Source organism: Lentibacillus sp. Marseille-P4043, from assembly GCF_900258515.1.
GTDB lineage: Bacteria > Bacillota > Bacilli > Bacillales > Amphibacillaceae > Lentibacillus_C.
This window is the reverse complement of sequence record NZ_LT984884.1, coordinates 1,780,952-1,800,254: the sequence shown is the minus strand read 5'-3', so window position 1 is coordinate 1,800,254 and position 19,303 is coordinate 1,780,952. Positions and strand designations below refer to the sequence as shown.

19 protein-coding genes are annotated in these 19,303 nt (G+C 40.4%); 1 reads left to right on the top strand and 18 read right to left on the bottom strand.

Annotated features, from left to right (window positions below; all coding sequences use genetic code 11):
* Nucleotides 1-34: 34 nt before the first annotated feature.
* Nucleotides 35-1,588 carry an IS1182 family transposase gene (locus C8270_RS08790; protein ID WP_106496419.1) on the top strand — a complete coding sequence of 518 codons (1,554 nt, stop codon included), beginning with the start codon at nt 35-37 and terminating at the stop codon, nt 1,586-1,588.
* A 241-nt stretch (nt 1,589-1,829) separates the two neighbouring features.
* On the opposite strand, the gene hxlA is transcribed toward C8270_RS08790, so the two are convergent.
* From hxlA to C8270_RS08695, 18 genes are all read right to left on the bottom strand, one after another.
* Nucleotides 1,830-2,450, bottom strand: a complete 621-nt coding sequence (gene hxlA / locus C8270_RS08785; RefSeq protein WP_106496469.1) for a 3-hexulose-6-phosphate synthase — start codon at nt 2,448-2,450, stop codon at nt 1,830-1,832.
* Between the two features lie 15 nt (nt 2,451-2,465).
* A complete protein-coding gene (locus tag C8270_RS08780) occupies nt 2,466-3,416 on the bottom strand; it encodes a sugar kinase (protein ID WP_106496468.1) in 951 nt (316 codons plus the stop codon).
* Nucleotides 3,409-4,113 carry a ribose-5-phosphate isomerase RpiA gene (gene rpiA / locus C8270_RS08775; protein ID WP_106496467.1) on the bottom strand — a complete coding sequence of 235 codons (705 nt, stop codon included), beginning with the start codon at nt 4,111-4,113 and terminating at the stop codon, nt 3,409-3,411. Before rpiA ends, C8270_RS08780 begins: the two co-directional genes overlap by 8 nt.
* A 47-nt stretch (nt 4,114-4,160) precedes the next feature.
* Entirely contained in the window at nt 4,161-5,447 is a 1,287-nt protein-coding gene (locus C8270_RS08770) for a TRAP transporter large permease (RefSeq protein ID WP_106496466.1), read from the bottom strand.
* Nucleotides 5,447-5,932: a TRAP transporter small permease gene (locus C8270_RS08765; RefSeq protein WP_106496465.1), complete on the bottom strand. Its 486-nt coding sequence runs from the start codon at nt 5,930-5,932 to the stop codon at nt 5,447-5,449. Before C8270_RS08765 ends, C8270_RS08770 begins: the two co-directional genes overlap by 1 nt.
* A gap of 20 nt (nt 5,933-5,952) precedes the next feature.
* Entirely contained in the window at nt 5,953-6,972 is a 1,020-nt protein-coding gene (locus tag C8270_RS08760) for a TRAP transporter substrate-binding protein (RefSeq protein WP_106496464.1), read from the bottom strand.
* 30 nt (nt 6,973-7,002) lie between these two features.
* Nucleotides 7,003-7,641 (bottom strand): bifunctional 4-hydroxy-2-oxoglutarate aldolase/2-dehydro-3-deoxy-phosphogluconate aldolase, encoded by a 639-nt coding sequence (locus C8270_RS08755; protein ID WP_106496463.1) that lies wholly within the window; start codon nt 7,639-7,641, stop codon nt 7,003-7,005.
* 17 nt (nt 7,642-7,658) lie between these two features.
* The gene (hxlB, locus tag C8270_RS08750) at nt 7,659-8,213 is read right to left on the bottom strand and encodes a 6-phospho-3-hexuloisomerase (protein ID WP_106496462.1); all 555 of its coding nucleotides are present in this window, start codon (nt 8,211-8,213) and stop codon (nt 7,659-7,661) included.
* Between the two features lie 24 nt (nt 8,214-8,237).
* Nucleotides 8,238-9,242 carry a LacI family DNA-binding transcriptional regulator gene (locus C8270_RS08745; protein WP_106496461.1) on the bottom strand — a complete coding sequence of 335 codons (1,005 nt, stop codon included), beginning with the start codon at nt 9,240-9,242 and terminating at the stop codon, nt 8,238-8,240.
* A 326-nt stretch (nt 9,243-9,568) separates the two neighbouring features.
* Nucleotides 9,569-11,551, bottom strand: a complete 1,983-nt coding sequence (locus tag C8270_RS08740) for a TRAP transporter permease (protein WP_106496460.1) — start codon at nt 11,549-11,551, stop codon at nt 9,569-9,571.
* 15 nt (nt 11,552-11,566) lie between these two features.
* Complete coding sequence (locus tag C8270_RS08735; protein WP_106496459.1) at nt 11,567-12,061, bottom strand: DUF1850 domain-containing protein; 495 nt, start codon at nt 12,059-12,061, stop codon at nt 11,567-11,569.
* A gap of 21 nt (nt 12,062-12,082) precedes the next feature.
* A complete protein-coding gene (locus C8270_RS08730; protein WP_158701672.1) occupies nt 12,083-13,087 on the bottom strand; it encodes a TAXI family TRAP transporter solute-binding subunit in 1,005 nt (334 codons plus the stop codon).
* 786 nt (nt 13,088-13,873) lie between these two features.
* Nucleotides 13,874-14,269: a PaaI family thioesterase gene (locus C8270_RS08720; protein ID WP_106496457.1), complete on the bottom strand. Its 396-nt coding sequence runs from the start codon at nt 14,267-14,269 to the stop codon at nt 13,874-13,876.
* 13 nt (nt 14,270-14,282) lie between these two features.
* On the bottom strand, nt 14,283-15,062 hold the full coding sequence (locus C8270_RS08715; RefSeq protein WP_106496456.1) for an enoyl-CoA hydratase/isomerase family protein: 780 nt from the start codon (nt 15,060-15,062) through the stop codon (nt 14,283-14,285).
* A gap of 156 nt (nt 15,063-15,218) precedes the next feature.
* On the bottom strand, nt 15,219-16,403 hold the full coding sequence (locus C8270_RS08710; RefSeq protein ID WP_106496455.1) for a thiolase family protein: 1,185 nt from the start codon (nt 16,401-16,403) through the stop codon (nt 15,219-15,221).
* A gap of 13 nt (nt 16,404-16,416) precedes the next feature.
* A complete protein-coding gene (locus C8270_RS08705; protein ID WP_106496454.1) occupies nt 16,417-17,565 on the bottom strand; it encodes an acyl-CoA dehydrogenase family protein in 1,149 nt (382 codons plus the stop codon).
* 12 nt (nt 17,566-17,577) lie between these two features.
* Nucleotides 17,578-18,426, bottom strand: coding sequence for a 3-hydroxyacyl-CoA dehydrogenase family protein (locus C8270_RS08700; RefSeq protein WP_106496453.1), 849 nt, complete (start codon nt 18,424-18,426; stop codon nt 17,578-17,580).
* An 18-nt stretch (nt 18,427-18,444) separates the two neighbouring features.
* The gene (locus tag C8270_RS08695) at nt 18,445-19,302 is read right to left on the bottom strand and encodes a 3-hydroxyacyl-CoA dehydrogenase family protein (RefSeq protein WP_106496452.1); all 858 of its coding nucleotides are present in this window, start codon (nt 19,300-19,302) and stop codon (nt 18,445-18,447) included.
* Nucleotide 19,303: the final 1 nt, after the last annotated feature.

Below are 19,303 nucleotides of genomic sequence, written 5' to 3'. Positions count from 1 at the left end.
CAAAGAAACCATCAACCAAACTGGGGGTATTTTCATGCTTAAAGACAAAGATATGCAATTAAGCATCTATTCCGTATTATACAGTAAAATTCCTGAAAATCATATACTTAAAATACTTCGCGATGAGGTAGATTTTAGCTTTATCAACGAACTACTCGAAAAAACCTATTGTAAACATTATGGTAGACCAGCGAAAGAGCCAGAGTTCATGGTAAAACTTTTAGTACTACAATACCTTTATGATTTATCGGATGTGCGAATTATAGAAGAGGCTTCACTGAACCTTGCCCACATGTATTTTCTAGGCATTAACCCAGAAGATGACTTACCACATCCAAGCCTTTTGACGAAATTCCGCAAAGAGAAATTAGAGGGGAATTTTACGGTCGATGATATCATCACAGAAAGCATCGGACAAAGTGTTGAAAAAGGCATTTTAGGAGGATCCGGATTAAGCATCGATACAACACACTCGGAAGCGAACACCTTTAAGTGTACTGTAGAAAGAGTGATGAAGCATCTCGCAAAAAAGCTATTTAAAATCGTTGAGAAAGAAAACGGTGAGGTACCTGAAAAGATAAATCAAGAAATACCAGACTATAAAGAAATAGAGGATCATAAAGAAGCCAAGAAAACAATGAAATCCTACCTTGAAGAAACCATCGCGAATGTAGAAAAAACAGTAGATGTGGAAAGTGCACCAGAAACAAAAGAAGTGCTAAACATGGCGAAGGAAATTCTGAAGGACCCTAAATTTTTGGAACAAAAAGGCGTTCGTTCACTAGTAGACCAAGATGCAAGAGTTGGTCACAAAAGTAAAACATCCCATTTCTTTGGCTACAAAACAGAATTTATGATTACAACAGAAGACAGAATCATTACGGCAGTTAATGTTCGTGATGGTGCCTATGTTGACGGAACGATGTTTAATGAGTTACTAGAACAAACACGAAAAAGCGGAATAGTTATAGATGAGGTCTACGGTGACAAAGCATATTTTAAAAAGCCAATCCTTGATAAAATAAAAGAAGTTGGGGCGAAACCATACATACCAGTAAGTGAGATGGCTTATAAAATTGATGAGGAATTATACAGTTACAATAAAGATTCGGATGAATGGTTCTGTGCTCAGGGGAATAAAACAGAGAGAAAAGTCTACAAAAAGAGAAAGGATGGAAAGGAAACCTATCGATATTATTTTGATAGAGAAACCTGTAGAAATTGTCCGTTAAGGGAGCAATGCTTCTCGGGTAAAACTGTTGGTAGAATTTTAGAGATAGGGATAAACACCCCTGAATTTTACGAATACAGCCAAGAGCAAAAGACGGATGAATTTAAAGAAAAATATCGGAACAGGTCTTGCCAAGAATGGAAAAATGGTGAGATGAAGAATTTCCACGGATTAGATCGTGCCAGGGGGTACGGTCTAAGAAGCATGGAATTACAAGCAAAATTAACTGCATTAGCAGTTAATTTAAAGAGGATAGCGAAGATACTATCCTCTAAAAACGGGTCTAATTCTATTTTTATTACCATTATCTTGAAATGGACCGACAAAAATAGAGAAAATCAAAAAAAATCTGCTTAGATCCCGAAATGTGCGTTATAAAAAGGGTACTATTTCAGTGGCCTCGGACAGGTTTCTTGTCCCAATTGTGTGTGAAGGACGATAGAAATAAAAGCACCGTAGAGGCGTCACCCTCTATGGTGCTTTGTTCTATCTTAAACACTTGATAATAACCCATACCTCACTGCAGAGATTTTTCCATATACATTACGTTTTTTGTAAATAAATGGTGGGACAAGCAACCTGTCCCTATGTCCCGTTCTCACATTTGAACTAATTTCCGCATTTCACTTGCTACTTCACCAGGATTTTCTGCTTTTGTTATTGCACTTCCGACAATGATAGTATCAGGCTTTTCCAGAATAATCACAGGTAACGTGTTCAAATTAATTCCTCCGGCAACTGTTACGTCAACGTCCAACCCTTTCACCAGTGAAAATAGGTCCGTATTGAAGTTTCCTTCTGTTTGTTTATCTTTCCCAACATGAAGGCTTACAGACTCCACTCCAAGATCTAGTAATTCTTTGATTCGCTCTTTGTCATGTACCTCTAATAAGTCAATCATCACTTGGTTACCTGTTTGTTTGGCAATATCAAGTGTATCTTTAATTGTCAAATCCGAAGAAAACGCCATTACCGTTGTGATATCTGCCCCACCTGTAAATGCTTGGCGCGCTTCATGTTTACCCGCATCACAAGTTTTCATATCAGCGACAATTTTCTTGTTTGGGAAAAGCTCCTTCATTTCCCGAACAATCGCCATTCCGTATTCTTTAATTACTCCAGTACCTACTTCAATCCGATCAATCGCGTGTTCTGTTTCCTTCACGATTTGTATGCATTCATCTCTTGTTAAACGATCTAACGCTAATTGTAATTCCACGGTAACACCCCCTATTTATCGTTCAATCCGCTCTTTTTCCCCAAGTTTTTCTTGAACATCTTCATAATATGGTAAACCTTCATTATCACCCTTTACGCCTACAACCATCGAACCTATCGTATTGGCAACGTGCATTGTTTTCGCTAATGGCCAACCTTGTAAAATACCATACAAAATTCCTGCATTAAATCCATCCCCTGCACCAACCGTATCAACCACTTTAGTCGCTTTGACTGCTGGCGCTGTCACGATTTCTCCATTATAATACCCAACAGATCCTGTCTCACCCTGTTTTACCGCAATGAATGAGATACCGAGTTCCTTTGCTTTCTCAATAATTGCTTCTGGCTCACTTTCGCCAATAATGATCTCCATTTCTTCATCCCCAGCAAGCAGGATATCGACTTGAGGCAAAATATCCGATAATACGTCACGCGCTTTTTCCTTGCTCCACATGCGTAAACGGATATTTGGATCAAAAGATATTTTCAACCCGTGTTTTTTTGCCAGTTCAATCGACCGGTTCATAATGGCAATATTCTGCTCATCAATTGCTGGAAATATTCCAGTGATATGCAGAATTTTTGCCTGTTGGAAATAAGTCTCATCTAAATCATTCGGAGTCATGGTTAGTGTTGGCGACTTATCACGATAATAAAAAGTTCGAACACTTCCATCCTCCATTATTTCCTTAAAGTTTAGTGATGTAGGGTACCCATCAACAAGATCAACCTGTGAAACATCGATCCCTTCCCCACGGGCAAATGTTTGGATATACTTACCAAACTCATCATTTCCCAGTTTGCTAATGTAACCAGCTTTTAAGCCAAGTCGGGCACAACCAATAGCTAGATTTAATTCCGCCCCGCCAATTTTCTTTTCAAATGTATTGACAAATTTCATCGGACCTGTTGAACCAGGATCAAATGCAATCATCGCTTCCCCAATCGTAATTACGTCATTCATTTTTATTCCCCCGAGCATCTTTTTTCGTTAACCATTCGATTTGTCCATTTTTTACTACAATTACTTTTTCTGTCATGTCACAAAATAACCCTGTTTCAACAACCCCAACGATCAACTTTAATTGTTCATGAAGTTCTCTTGGCTGTTTAATAGAAGGAAATTTACAATCAAGAATATAATTGCCATTGTCCGAAATAAATGGACTGTTTTTTTCTTTTCGTAAGGTAGGTGTACAGTCCAATGCAGCAATGTTTGCCTCCGTTACTTCCCAGCCAAAAGGTAATACTTCCACCGGCAAGGGAAATTCCCCTAGTTGGGAGACAACTTTTGAACCGTCAGCAATAATAATTAATTCGTTAGCTGCCACATCCACAATTTTTTCCCTAACTAGTGATCCTCCTCCACCTTTGAGAAGGGTTAGATCAGGACTTATTTCATCTGCACCATCAATTGCTATGTCAATTTGAGTTGTTTCAGAAAGGTCGGTTAATGGGATTCCATGTTCTTTTGCTAACCGCTCTGTTTTCCGTGACGACGGAATCCCTTTAATTTGTAAACCAGCCTGTACACGCTCGCCTAACGCCTGAAGCAGCCAATTTACCGTCGAACCAGATCCCAACCCAATTGTCATGCCATCCTTTACTAATTTTACTGCTTCTTTACCAGCTAATTGTTTGTCATTGTCCTTATTTAACAAAACAGCAATTCACTCCTTATTCTTATCAGCTTAACGAAGTACCAGGTCTAAAACAAATCAGGATTAATCCATCTTGGTATTGAAAAGGCAAGATCCGGTAGAAATGTTATAAACACCAATACTACCAAAATAATAGCAAGATATGGCAGCACTGCTTTAAAGGATCTTTCAATTGATAGATTTCCAATTTTAGCTGATAGTAATAACACTAACCCATATGGTGGTGTTGCAAGTCCGATAGCTAATGTCATAACTACAACTAGACCAAGATGGATCGGATCAATGCCAAATTCCAATGCAGTTGGCAAAATAATTGGTACAAATAAAATCATCGCTGGAATCGCATCCATAAATGTTCCAACAAAAAGGAAGAATGCAATCAAAATAACAAGGAATAACCATTCTGCACCAACGTGATTAGCAAAAAATTCTTGTGCAATCGTTCCAAGCTGATAATAGCTCATTAATTCACCCAATGCACTTGCTGTTGCGAGCGCAAACAAGGAAAGCGAACTTAAAGCCAGCGTGTCCATCAATATTTTCGGTAAATCTTTCACTTTCAATGTTTTATAGTAGAACATACTAATCAAAAACGTATACAACGATGCTACCGCTGCAGCCTCTGTCGCTGTAAAAAATCCGGAAATGATACCGCCAATAATAATAATTGGTGTTAATAAAGCTGGAATCGATTCCACAAACAACTTGGCAAATTTTTTAAATTCCGGTCTAGCTGCTTTTGGATAATTTCGCTTCACCGCAATAATATATACGAAAACCATCATCCCAACCCCAATTAAAATGCCTGGGATAATTCCGCCAAGAAATAATGCACCGATGGAGGCATTCGTCAATCCAGCAAAGATAATCATCGGAATACTAGGTGGAATGACAACGCCAATTGTTGACGATGCAGCTGTAACGGCGACAGCAGTCTCTTTGTCATATCCTTTTTTCACCATGCTCGGTATAAGAATTTTTCCAACACCTGCCGCATCGGCCTGCGAAGCTCCCGACACTCCTGCAAACATCATCGATACAAGAATATTTGCATGCGCTAACCCACCGCGGATCGGACCAACAATTGCCAAGGCAAGATCAATTAACTTCTCAGAAATTTTCCCTGAGTTCATCAAATTAGCAGCTAAAATGAACAACGGTACAGCCAAAAGCACAAACGAATCTAGTCCGTTTACCATCTTCATTGCAACGGTTGCTTCTGGTGTGTACGGGATACCAAAAATACCTATTAAAGCAACAATTCCAATTACAAATGCAATGGGAACACCAATCAACATTAAAACGATGAATAGTCCTATTAATAGAAAACCCATTAGCCCCTTACCTCCTTATCGGTGACCATCTTCACGTGCTGCATTAAATGTGCTGCCGAATAAATAATCATCGTTATCGCCATAATTGGGATTGCAATCCAGATATATCCCATCTTCATTTCCGGAATAGTTGCCCACGTATAGTTCCAGAATTCGTTAACAATTTGAATACCTAATAGAAAAATAACAATATTAAATAGAATAAGCACGATGTCATTGAAGATATTTAACGATACCTTCCCTTTTCCTTTTAATTTCCTTTGTAATAAATCAAAATTAAAATGTTCTCTACGGTTGACCATAACAGCGGCGCCCATAAAGACAGCCCATATAAATGAATAATTTGCCACTTCTTCTGTCCAGATAACCGAGATTCCCATATATCTTGTTACTATTTGCAATAGAATCACCAAAAAGAAAAGGCATAAAAACAATAAACCCACAGTGATTTGCACTTTTTCAAGTGCGTTTACAAAACGCTTCATGATGGCTTAAACCTCCCTAGTTACTTTAGTTCCCTGATATCTTCAAGCATTCCTTCTACACCAATTTCTTTTGCAAAGTCATCTTGAATTGGTTTGGCGATGTCAATGAATGGTTGTCTATCAATCTCATTCACGATGGCCCCCTCTTCAATTGCCTTTTCTTTATATTCCACTTCTTGTTTATTTGTTGCTTCTCGTTCTGCTTTGACCGATTCCTCAGCTGCATCTAAAATAATCTCTTGATGTTTCTTAGAATACTTATCAAATTTCTTTCCATTTATTAACAGAAACCGAGTTGTAAAGTCGTGTGCCGTTTCCGTAATATATTTTCCATTTGGTGTCGTATGGTGTGCTTGCTGAACAAAAAATGGGTAAGCGTTTTCTGATGAGTCGACAACATCCTGCTGTAATCCTTGATAAAGTTCTCCCCATGAAATCGAGGATGGAATAGCTCCAGTTGCTTCCCAAAAATCTCCTATTACCCCAGATGTTTGCGTGCGAATAGATATCCCTTTTAAATCATCAATCGATTCAAGTGGTTTTTTTCCATAAAAATGTCTAACACCAGCCGTCCAATATCCCAATAGTTTAAAAGAATTATCCGACTTCTGATTTATAACGGTGCCCATTTCCTTCCCTACTTTTCCATCAACAACGCGTAACCAATGATCATAACTGTCAAAGAGGTAGGGGGCTGAAAATAAATCAACTTCTCTTATCCCTGTTTGTGTCATAAATCCTGGTGATACCAAAACAACATCGGCAGCACCCAATTGAAGTTTTTCCACTAGCTCTGATTCTTCCGTACCGATCGTACCTGCATGAACTTCGACTTCAATTGATCCATTCGATTCTTCTTCCGCAACCTCTTTAAATTTCAGCATCCCCGCTTGGTAAGGACTATCAGGTGATGTTTGGTTATGTGCAGCAATTATTTTAATCTTGCCATCCCCATCCGGATCGACTTGTTGTGAACAAGATGTCATAACAGCAACAGATGCCAATACCAACAGAATGAAAGCGCATTTAATTTTCCCCATTATTATAAATCTCCCTTCTTCAGCAATAAACTATGCTTTGAGTTCGCTGAGTTTGGCTACATATTCTTGTGCCTTAACAGTTAATAGTCGGTAATCTTCATCTGTCTTGAGCTTGTTTACATTTACAAGGCTACTGCCAATTCCAACTGCGACACTGCCATTTTTCAGGTAGTCATTCATATTTTCTAAATTGATTCCGCCAGTTACCATCGCTTGCACTTGTTGAAGCGGTCCTAAAATATTTTTAATATAATTCGGCCCTAATGCATTTGCCGGGAAAACTTTAACCATTTTTGCCCCATGCTCATATGCCGTCACAATTTCCGTTGGTGAAAAAACACCAGGAATGTTTAATACGTCGTAGCGGTTCGTTAAGGTCAATGTGTCTGTATTTAATGTTGGCGATACAATAAACGTTGCACCAGCCAGCATCACTGTTCTAGCTGTTTCTGGATCCAGTACCGTACCTGCACCAATACAAACATCACCTGGTCCATGCTTGACTGCTGTTCGAATCACTTTTTCCACATTTGACGTCTCAGCAGTTATTTCAACCACCCGCACGCCACCTTCAGATAAAGCTTCAAGCACCGGAACAATCGTTTGTTCATTCGCATGACGAATAACCGCTACAATTTTATTTTGCTTAATTACTTCAATCGTTGTCATTGTAACCCGCCCCTTGTTTATTCTAAATTTGCATGTTTTTGATTTAAACTTGAATTGTCATTTCCTTCCGAATGCTGCAAAAGATAAACAACAATAGCATCCAAAAGCAAATGTGCAGATTGATCAAATTGACTTCCCAACGGTTGAATCGTCTTTGGCTCTGTCTCAAGACGTTTTTTTGTTGCAGCGGGAATCCGCACATAGCAATCACTTACTTGTCCAATCGCAGAATCGGGATTCGTTGTCACTAAAGCAACATCCGCATCAATTTCTTTTGCTTTCATCGCAAATTGTTTTAACGTTCCAGTACTTCCTGATCCTGAAATAACCAACAGCAAATCACCAGTTTCAATACTCGGTGTGATGGTTTCGCCAACAACGTAAATTGGGAATCCACTATGCATAAGTCGCATAGCAAATACTTTACCGATTAACCCTGATCTACCTGTTCCAGCGACAAAAATCCGCCTAGCACGTTGAATTCTTTTTGCCAGATCAATTGCTTCATCAGCATCCACTTGTTTTAAAACTCCTGTCACTTCACTTGCTACTGTATCTATGATGTTCTTCATATAAATTCCACCTTTACTCTATTTTTAACAAGATTCGCGTTTGATTAATTCTGGTTCAAAGCGATACACCTTTTGATCATCCACACTATTTTTATCCTTTATTCGATTAAGTAACAATGCTGCGGCTTTCTTCCCCATCTGAAATGCCGGCTGTGCAATGGTTGTTAATGTTGGATTGTAAAAACCTGCAAAAGAAACATCATCAATGCCAATTAAGGCTAAGTCCTCTGGTATGTTTATCTGGTGCTCTTTCGTGTACGTTAGTATTTCAAATAACACACGATCATTTAGGGCCACAAGTGCTTCTGGAGGATCGCTTTGCGTTAGCATTTCATGTATCTTTTCTCCAAGTTCCCCTATTTTTCCGCTTATTAGATAGCTAGGTTGAAAAGGAATGGCATGTGCTTGTAATGCTTTTTTAAAACCATCAATTCGTTCTAACCTAGGTGTTACCCACGGAGTAATCGGCGGGGAAACCATCCCGATTTTCCGATAACCATTTCCTATAAATTGATCTACTGCCAACGATGAAGCCTTTTCATTATCAAGCAAAATAGTTGGAATCTCGACTTCTGGAATAATACGATCCATAAATACGACCGGGTAATTATCCGTTATTAATTCGTTGTACAAGGCAACATTTCCACCTGTTGGAAAAGCAATGATTCCGTCCACCTGTTTTGCACGTAACATATCGATATACCGCTTTTCTTTAGAAGGATCATCATCAGCGTTACAAACAATTACGTGGAAATTGGATTCATTACAAAAGTCCTCAATTGCCCGTATTACTTGCGTTGAGAACACATGAAGTATATTCGCCACAATAACGCCGATTGTCCTCGTCGATTTTTGCTTTAAGCTTCTGGCAATAATATTTGGGCTATATTCTAATTCTTCAATCGCTTGTTCGATTCGTTTCTTTGTTTTTTCTCCCATGTAATCGTAACGTTGATTTAAATACTGGGACACTGTACTTTTTGAAACACCGGCATGTTCAGCCACATCCGCAATCGTAATCGTTTTCATTTGTCTTTCTCCTATATCAAAAAATTGATCCATACATTTATTTTCATAAACTAAACCGGTTTAGTAAATCGATTTAGTAAAAGTATAAAACAGAAGAAAGCGTTTTACAAGGAATGTTTCCTGGAATTTTTTGTGAGGAGTGTTTGGGGGGTGATGCGGTGACCTCAGATACTAAATTTGCTCATAAAAAAGCAGCATTTGATAGGCGGCATCAAAAACTGCTTATATATGGAAACTTATTTAGTAAACAATAAGATAGATAAGGCTTGGGAGGAACACCATTAGAGTGGGATCTCTTTCCCAATTAACACACAAAAACTCAGGAATTACGATAGCTTATATTCACTCGCATTATCTTCTACCAGTACCGTACGTTTTTTATTAAACAACTGTACGATGATTACGACAATAAGCAAGCCAATACCAAACATGTCCGTAATCAATCCAGGTATGACTAACGTTACCGCACCGCCTATCGATAAAATTCTAAGTAGCCAATACATGGTTCCCATTAAATACCCCTCTAACCCAGCTCCTAGGGCAATAATTCCTAGAGCGGCAGTGATGGCTACCCATATAATGCCAACTACACTAGTTCCTTGCATAAGCAGCTCGGGGGAATAAACAAAAATGTAGGGAACTAAAATGCCAGCTGCTGCCAGTTTTAATGAGATAAATCCCGTTCGATTTGGATCACCCCCGGAAATTCCTGCCCCTGCAAATGCAGCAAGTGCAACTGGTGGTGTTAGGTTTGCCAATATGCCAAAATAAAACACAAACATATGCGAAACAAATGGTTCAACACCAAACTGAATTAATGCAGGTGCAGCCATAGAAGATGTAATAATATATGTTGGGATTGAAGGCATCCCCATACCTAAAATAATGGAAGCAATCATGGTAAAAAACAATGTTAATATCAATGTATGATTCCCTAATATAAGAATTGCTGTTGTCATTTTTAGTCCAAAGCCTGTTAACGATGCAACACCAACAATTATTCCTACCATTGCACATGCCATGGCAACACCGAGCGCACTACGCGTTCCCTCTTCTAATGCCCCAATAATTTTCTTGATAGTTAACCGTGTTTTAACTCTAAACGCGGCAATCACGACAGTTGAAATAATCGCCCATGCCGCAGCGTAAATTGGCGTAAAGCCGCCAAATAACATATAGATTAATATCGCCAATGGGATCAACAAATGGCCCCGCTCTTTAAGGACTTGCTTCATTTTTGGGAGTTCTTCTCGTGATAAACCTTTTAGCCCTCGCTTTTTAGCCCGTAGATGTACAACCGTGATGACACCCATGTAATAGAGAACCCCAGGAAGAATCGCTGCAAGGGCAATTTCTGCATAAGGCATTCCTAAAGTTTCTGCCATTATAAAAGCAGTCGCTCCCATTACCGGCGGAAGTACCTGGCCACCGACAGATGCAGCCGCTTCCACTGCTCCAGAAAAGTTTTTCGAATAACCTGTCCGCTTCATTAAGGGAATGGTAAAAGAACCGGTTGTCACCACATTTGCGATTGCTGATCCGTTAATAGAACCTAGGAAACCACTTGAAATGACCGCGACTTTTGCTGGTCCTCCCGAGGTATGCCCGGAAATTGACATCGCAGCATCATTAAATAACTGCCCCATGCCTGTCCGGTTTAAAAATGCACCAAATAAAACAAACAAGAAAATGTATGTTGCTGATACCCCAATTGCAGTCCCAAATATTCCCTCTGTTGTTAAATACATATAGGTTGCAATATCCTCAATACTGTAACCTCGATGGGCAATAATTCGTGGAAGGTACGGACCAAAATAGGCGTAAAGCAAAAACAAAGCTGACAATATTGTCAAACCGTTACCGACAACTCTACGTCCACCCTCTAACACAAGAATCACACTAAGGATACTAAAAAGCAGGTCGTTTAGGTTAGGCAAACCAGCACGATTGACAATGCCTAAGTAATCAACAAAAATGTAAATAATCGTAGCGAAAGACAACAACGCCATTAACATATCAATGACAGATGCTCGTCTTTGTGGTGCCTTTTTTCGTGAAGGATACAACAAAAAGACAAGCGCTAAAATCACACCTGTGTGCAAGGCTCGGTGTTTTAATGTAACTAACGGGCCGGTAAAAGAAGTAATAAGATGAAATAATGCCAAACCAACGGATAGAAATGTAACAAGCCTAATCATCCATGGTATATTTAGATTTCTAAACCTTGACTCAGAATCATACTTCTCAACCAGTTTCTTTTTTTCATCTTCAGTTAGATCGGTGGTTTGCTCTACTGACTCTTCCTTCATTTGGTCCATCCCTCCCTACAATAATTTTATCTTCAAGCGCAACCAATCATATATGCTCAACGTTTCGTAATGGATTTGTACTTTGGTATAATCGGGAACAACCTGTGACAATGGATATTTCTTGTCCTTATGTTCAATGTAATAGTTCGATATCGGTACATAATATAAGGAATAATATGGTATTGTCCTTTTAATCCCGGTAACGCGAACAAAACCATTTTCAAGAAATTCCACCTTCCCATTTGTATCTGGAGTTCCCGCACCATAGGACTTGTAAGTGGTTGATTGAAAGGTTAGTTCTCCAGAATCTGTTACGGCATATGTTTCTTTCCAGGGTGTTAACTCAACAGAATGCCTCCATCCAATCGTTACATCTGTTTTCCCCCATGGATAAAAATGAAGGGACTCACCATCTATATTCGTTAAAAGGAAACCGGATTGAACCGGAACCAGCCAGATCCCGGTTATGACTACTATGAACCCGCAACATACCACTATTTTTTTCACCATAAATAACCTTCTACTGATAGTTTATTCTGAAATACCTTGTTCATCGAAATACTTTTTTGCACCAGGATGTAGTGGTGCCGGGAGATTTTCTAACGCCTTTTCAATATCAATATCTTTTGCGGCATTATGCGTATCTTTTAATTGATCAAGATTTTCAAATATCCCTTTTGTCATTTCATATGCCACCTCATCAGACACGTCTTTATGTGTAAGCAAGACATTGTTAACACCAATAGTTGGTACATCTCTATCTGTATCATACACATCCTTTGTTACTGTAGCCGGGAAGAATGCTGGGTAATCCTCCTGCATTTTCAGGACTTTCTCCTCTGCAATTTCTACGATCACAATCTCTTTACTCGTTTGAAGTTCCAACACCCCAGCATTTGGAAGCCCAGACGAAATAACAACAGCATCAATTGTTCCGTTTTGGATTCCTTCAACACCCTCGGCAAATGATAGAAAATCTTCATCAATATCGTCATACGTCATGTCATATGCAGCCAATACGCGTTTTGCACTAATCTCAGTGCCTGAAGCAGGAGCCCCAACAGCGACATTTTTCCCTTCTAAATCTTCTACTGTCTTAATGCCAGATTCTTTAGTGGCAACAATTTGTAAATAGTTTGGATATAGTGATGCAATGGAGCGTAAATTCTCCTGTGCACCTTGTTCTTCAAAACTATCGGTCCCATTGTATGCATCTGAAGCGGCATCCCCCATAGAAAAACCGATCTCAGCTTTCCCTTGATTCAATGTTGTTGCATTCGCTGAAGATGCTGCAGTTGATTGACTATTCGCATTGGCGCCCATTTCTTGATAAATTTTCGCCAACGCTCCCCCTAGTGGATAATAAACACCTGAAGAACCACCAGTAAGAATCGTGATAAACTCACCCTTTAAAGGTTGTTCATCATCTCCCCCAGTCTTGTCAGCACTATCTCCGCCCCCGCCTTTGTCATTGCAAGCACTTAACAAAATTGCGAAGAAAAAAAGCAAACATAAAAACAAACTAAATTTTTTCATTTCATTCTCCTCCCCCATGTTTTTATTGTAAAATCATCACGTATTGTGACGATGATGTGTACAGGCTAAACAGGTATAATTAATGATATGCGATGATGTGAAAATTCATGTTTCAGCGTGTAAATTAGTACAAATTATATTACAAAACATCAATAAAACAGCCAAGGTTATTATTACCCTCGGCTGTTAGCAATTAATCAATATTTATTAGGCTCTTTTCATAATGTTTATTGTTTTGTTAATTTCGTAGTTGATATAAACTGCGAAGTAACTGCTGGCCTCTTTTCTATAAGTACGCGCATTTCCCGCCGTCCGGTATCGCTCCGGGTGGATGCTTTCCGCGGGCACGGCCTCAGCCTCCTCGAGAAAACCACTCTGCGGGGTCTTCGGACACGTGCTGTTCCCGCAGGAGTCACCACCCTTCACTCACCCGGACTAGTGAAGTGGTAGGATACCTATAGAACACTTACCACTACGGCTAATAGTAGTAAATGTAATACCAGCGGAGGAAATACGCTGAGACTCCTGGGGGAGGAAAGGCATCGGTGAGACCCCGCAGTGCGTTAGCACGAGGAGGCTCAACAGCCGCCCCCGGAAAGCGAAGTGTATTTCCGTAGCGGTAATTACTGCGCATTTTATATCTATTATGCAAAAACAACAAATGTTTTCAATTTGGCGAGTAATCGCAGTCCCACCTTTTAAAAAACAGCTATTTATTAAAACCATTCTTTACAATAATCTGTTATCTGGGCGTCTACAACAACATTAAAAAGTATTAGCCACCGATCAATCCCTCACCAACTTAAACGTCCCAACCCCTTTAGCTAACATATTTTCATCCTTGTCGAACAACTCCCCCTCTGCTGTTACAATACGATAACCTTGCTGTAATACTCTTCCGCGAGCAAATATCTCCCCATCCTCAATAGCCGAAAGATAGTTCACATTTAGATTAATAGTCATACAACGCGTTTTCGTTATCGACCTGATCGTCATGCCGATTATCGTATCAAGCATTGTTGCATGAACACCGCCATGTAAAGTATCGTTTGCATTAAGCAGCTGTTCGGTTATGGGAAGTTTTAGCAGAACATCGCCTTCTTGAAAATGAACAATTTCAAATCCGATATGAGAAAAAAACGCACTTGCTTCAAAACTTTCTCGTACATCAGCTTCAGTCAAATGTACACCACCTCTACTTTCCACTAAATGCCGCTTCTCGCTTCTCTAAAAATGCTTCAACCCCTTCACTTTTATCAGTAGAATTGAAGAGTACCGCTTGTGACAGCTTCTCCAGCATTAAGCCCGTTTTCATATCCGTCTCCGTCCCCATGTGTACCGATAGTTTTGCAAGCTTTACGGCTAAAGGTCCCTTGGCTAAAATTTTCTTAGCATACGCTTCCACGGTTTCAGCAAGCCGCTCCGGTTCCACTGCTTCCGACACCAAACCAAATTGAGTCGCTTCGTTCGCATCAAGAAGCTTTCCTGTTAAAATCATATCTAATGCTTTTCCTTTGCCTACTAGTCTTGCTAACCGTTGTGTACCGCCTGCACTAGGAATAATTGATAAATTCAATTCTGGTAAACCAAACTTAGCATTTGTTGAGGCAACACGAATATCACAAGCCATAGCCAATTCACATCCGCCACCTAATGCATAGCCGTTTACCATCGCAATTGTTGGCTTTTCACAGCTCTCAATTAGGTCATACACATGTTGCATTCCGCCTTGCTTTAATGCGTCAGTTGCAGTTTTTTCCTTCAATTGATTAATGTCCGCTCCAGCAGCAAACGATTTATTTCCTTTACCAGTAAAAATGATACAGCCTACTTCCTCATTTTGTACGAGTGATTCAAGTGCATGAACCATCTCATCCAATGTTTCTTGGTTTAGGGCATTCCGTATTTCTGGTCGATTAATGATAATATAAGCCAGTTTTTCCTTTCTTACTAATTCGATATGTTGATAGGTCACATCTACTCATCCTTTCCCTAATGTAGTTTTTGCTCTATTTGTAAATAAATGGTGGGACAAGTAACCTGTCCCCATGTCCCAGTTCATCCTTTCCCAATGTAGTTTTGTTCTATTTGTAAATAAATGGTGGGACAAGTAACCTGTCCCCATGTCCCGCTAAATATGTTCCACCATTATTGCCATTCCTTGGCCACCACCGGCACATAATGTGGCAACGCCAATTTGATTATTTCGTTTTTTCATTTCATGTAATAGGGTGGTCATGATTCGTGCTCCACTCGCCCCTACTGGATGGCCTAATGCGATTGCTCCACCATTTACGTTAACTTTCTTCGGGTCCAATCCAAGCTCACGGATGACCGCTAGTGATTGGGAGGCGAATGCTTCATTTAGCTCGATCAGATCAATATCAGCAAGTGACTTTTCCGTTTTGTTTAACAACTTACGGACGGCTGGAATAGGACCAATCCCCATGATTTTCGGGGAAACTCCAGCAGTCGCCCAGTCGATAATCCGCGCAATTGGTCGAAGCCCTAATTCTTTTGCCTTGGATTCCTTCATGATTACCAATGCAGTTGCACCATCATTTCGACCGCAAGCATTGCCAGCTGTAACGGTACCATTTTCCTTGAATGCCGGTTTTAATTTCGCTAGTTTTTCCTTCGATGTATTTGGTCTTGGATGCTCATCTGTTTCCACAACAAACGTCCGTTTCCGCTCCTTCACTTGAATAGGAACAATTTCATCTATGAATTTTCCTTCCGTTATTGCTTGATGGGCTCTTCGTTGACTTTCCAGGGCAAACGCATCTTGATCTTCCCGGGAAATATTATATTTTTCAGCAACGTTTTCCGCGGTCACACCCATGCCAAGATTTCTCCCGTAAATCTCTGTTGGTTGTTGTCCTGCTTCTAGATTAGCGTCAACCATCGTTGGTTTATCCCCGCCAAATCTAGCATTACGTAGGTAAATTGGGGACCTGCTCATACTTTCGGTTCCACCTGCAACAATAATTTCAGCTTGATCAAACGCGATTTGCTGTACAGCCGAAGCGACTGCCTGCATACCGGATGCACACAAACGGTTGATCGTGTAGGCGGTTGCTGTTTCTGGAACCCCCGCTCGTAATGCGGCAACACGCGCAACATTGGAAGATTCAGTCGTTTGGCGAACTTCCCCCATGATGACTTCATCCACTTGCTCAGCAGCTATCCCGCTTCGATTGATCGCTTCTTCAGTAGCAATCGAGGCTAAGTGCCCTGAACTCACATTTTTAAATGATCCGCCATATGCTCCGATTGGCGTACGAACAGCACTGACAATGACTACAGATTCTTGCATCTAAAAACCCTCCCTAGCTGTACTCTTTTTTCAATTGACCACTAATAATATTCTTCTGGATTTCCGATGTGCCTTCATAGATTCTCGTGATTCGTGCATCCCGGTAAAATCGCTCAATTGGAAAATCAGCGATGTAACCAATTCCACCATGTACTTGCACTGCTTTATCAGCTACCCGGTTGTATACTTCTGAGCCATATAATTTGAGCATCGCTGCCTCTTTAATCACTTTCTCTCCTTCGTCAACCATACTAGCAACCCGATATGTGAAAGATCGTAACGCTTCGATTTCAACTGCTATTTCAGCTACCATATGTGCAACAGCTTGATGCTCCATGATCGGTACACCAAATTGTTCCCGCTCTAGCACTTGATTCATTGATAAATCTAGTAGTTTTTGACAAGAGCCTAAATTTCGTGCCGCCAATCCAGCCCGACCATTTGCCAGGATCTTCAAGGCATTAATATAGCCTTTTCCTTCTTCACCTAACACATTTTCAACCGGAACCTCACAATCTTCTAAAATAAGTTCAGCTGAATGAGAGCCTTTTAATCCCATTTTCGGTTCCACAGCTCCAACTCGAAAACCTGGAAAATCTTTTTCTACGATAAATGAGGTAATTCCTTTTGCCCCTTTACTCGGATCGGTTACGGCCATTACAGTGAATACGTCTGCTTCGGTTGCATTGGTAATGTAATGTTTGGTGCCATTTAAAATATATTTATCGCCCTTTTTAACAGCGGTTGTTTTTAGATTGCTAGCATTCGATCCAGCGCTTGGTTCGGTCAGCGCAAATGCCCCTATCTTGTCACCCCTTGCCATTGGCGGCAGGTATTTTTCCTTTTGTGCTTTCGTCCCCAGCTCGACAATGCCCACAGTTCCAATTCCTGTATGTGCACCAATCAGTGTTGTATAGCCATTATGGGTTGCCCCAATTTCTTCATATAAAGCACATTTTCCGACCATCCCAATTCCGAGTCCACCGTATTCCTCAGGGATGCTTAGCCCAAACAGGCCCATTTCCTTCGACATGTCAATAATCGCAGCCGGTATTTTATCCTCCCGTTCAATCTCCATGGCAACTTCTTCTACCTCGGATTGCACAAAAGCGCGAACATTCTTTTTTAAAAATAAAATATCTTCATCGAATTGATAATCCATCATCGTTCCTCCCTACGCTTTATAGTGATAAAAGCCCCGCCCTGTTTTCTTACCCAGGTATCCCGCTTTTACATACTTTACGAGAAGTGGACAAGGACGAAATTTCTCGCCCAATGTTTGATGTAAGTACTCCATATTTCGCAGTCGTACATCTAGTCCAACTAAATCAGCTAATTCCAACGGCCCCATCGGATGATTTAGTCCAAGCTTCATCGCCTTATCAATATCCTCAATGGAACCGACACCTTCCATGACCATGTTCATTGCTTCATTACCGATCAGACAATTCATGCGACTAACGGCAAATCCGGGAAATTCATTAATTTTGACGCATTCTTTACCAATCTGTTCACCAAATGCAAACGCACGTTTAATCGTTTCTTCAGATGTTTCCAGTCCACAAATCACTTCAATTAATTTCATTTTTGGCACCGGATTAAAAAAATGCAAGGCAATACATTGATTAGGATGACTTGTTTGTGCTGCAATCTCTGTCGGACTCATTGTCGATGTATTCGTTGCCAAAATGGTATGTTCTGATGCAGATGCATCCAGTTTTTTAAACGTCTCTATTTTTAAAGACAGAATCTCCGGAACTGCTTCCACAATTAAATCTGCCTTGGATGCAGCTTCTTCAAGGCTCAGCGTATACGTGATATTTCCACTCAACTGTTCTGCTTGATCCTCGGTTAATTTCCCCCGATCAACACGTTTTTGAAAATGCCGCTTGTGATATTCCTTGGCATCGGTCAGTCCTTGTTCCTGAATATCCTGAACAACAACAGACAAACCAGCAACCGCACAGGAAAAGGCAATTCCTCTCCCCATCGTTCCAGCACCGATTACACTTATATGTTCCATCCTGTTCACCACCTAACCTTAGCTGCTATATTCATAGAATCCTTTGCCAGTTTTCCGTCCTAATTCGCCTTTTTCCACCTTCTCTTGAATCAATGCTGCAGGTTTATCCGCTTCGTCCCCAGTCTCTTGATAGCGTTGTGACCTGACAAAATAATTCACATCAATCCCCGTTAAATCCATTAAGGCAAATGGACCGATTGGATGATTCAACGCCTTCTTACAAACGACATCAATTTCCTCATGTGTGGCATAGCCATTCTCCAATAAGAAAACCGCTTCGTCTGTAAGTTTGCCAAGAATACGATTAGCAATAAATCCGGAAATTTCCTTTTTAAGTAACACAGGCGTTTTACCTAACGTCTGAATGAAATCAAAAGCAGTCTTAGCTGTTTCATCTGACGTATGTGGTCCCTTCACAACTTCAACCAACTCCATGACCAATGGCGGATTGAAAAAATGGACATTACATACGTTAGCTGGACGTGATGTGGCATCGGCAATTTTTGAACTGACAATTGTTGAACTATTTGTCGCCAAAATGGCATGATCGTTTGTGAGTGTATCCAGTTTAGAAAATAGCTCCCGTTTTACATCCAATTTTTCCACGATTGCCTCCACAACGAAATCGGCTTCTTTTACGGCGTTTAAATCCGTAACAAAAGACATCCGGCCAAATGCTGCTTCCACTTCCTGTTCTGTTAGCTTCCCTTTCTCGATTCGACGATTCATATGTCCTGCCAGTGATTCTCTAGCCTTGGCCAGACTTGATTCTTCGATGTCATTAAGTAGAACATCATATCCTTTAAGTGCACATACCATGGCGATTTGCGCTCCCATTGTACCTGCTCCAATCACAGCGACTTTATTGATTTGCATC

Bases quoted from the DNA above. Each gene is read 5' to 3' on its own strand.
- C8270_RS08790 (WP_106496419.1), top strand. From the start codon at position 35: ATGCTTAAAGACAAAGATATGCAATTAAGCATCTATTCCGTATTATAC.
- C8270_RS08780 (WP_106496468.1), bottom strand. From the start codon at position 3,416: ATGAATGACGTAATTACGATTGGGGAAGCGATGATTGCATTTGATCCT.
- C8270_RS08770 (WP_106496466.1), bottom strand. From the start codon at position 5,447: ATGGGTTTTCTATTAATAGGACTATTCATCGTTTTAATGTTGATTGGT.
- C8270_RS08765 (WP_106496465.1), bottom strand. From the start codon at position 5,932: ATGAAGCGTTTTGTAAACGCACTTGAAAAAGTGCAAATCACTGTGGGT.
- C8270_RS08760 (WP_106496464.1), bottom strand. From the start codon at position 6,972: ATGGGGAAAATTAAATGCGCTTTCATTCTGTTGGTATTGGCATCTGTT.
- C8270_RS08755 (WP_106496463.1), bottom strand. From the start codon at position 7,641: ATGACAACGATTGAAGTAATTAAGCAAAATAAAATTGTAGCGGTTATT.
- hxlB (WP_106496462.1), bottom strand. From the start codon at position 8,213: ATGAAGAACATCATAGATACAGTAGCAAGTGAAGTGACAGGAGTTTTA.
- C8270_RS08745 (WP_106496461.1), bottom strand. From the start codon at position 9,242: ATGAAAACGATTACGATTGCGGATGTGGCTGAACATGCCGGTGTTTCA.
- C8270_RS08740 (WP_106496460.1), bottom strand. From the start codon at position 11,551: ATGAAGGAAGAGTCAGTAGAGCAAACCACCGATCTAACTGAAGATGAA.
- C8270_RS08735 (WP_106496459.1), bottom strand. From the start codon at position 12,061: ATGGTGAAAAAAATAGTGGTATGTTGCGGGTTCATAGTAGTCATAACC.
- C8270_RS08730 (WP_158701672.1), bottom strand. From the start codon at position 13,087: ATGAAAAAATTTAGTTTGTTTTTATGTTTGCTTTTTTTCTTCGCAATT.
- C8270_RS08710 (WP_106496455.1), bottom strand. From the start codon at position 16,403: ATGCAAGAATCTGTAGTCATTGTCAGTGCTGTTCGTACGCCAATCGGA.
- C8270_RS08705 (WP_106496454.1), bottom strand. From the start codon at position 17,565: ATGGATTATCAATTCGATGAAGATATTTTATTTTTAAAAAAGAATGTT.
- C8270_RS08700 (WP_106496453.1), bottom strand. From the start codon at position 18,426: ATGGAACATATAAGTGTAATCGGTGCTGGAACGATGGGGAGAGGAATT.
- C8270_RS08695 (WP_106496452.1), bottom strand. From the start codon at position 19,302: ATGCAAATCAATAAAGTCGCTGTGATTGGAGCAGGTACAATGGGAGCG.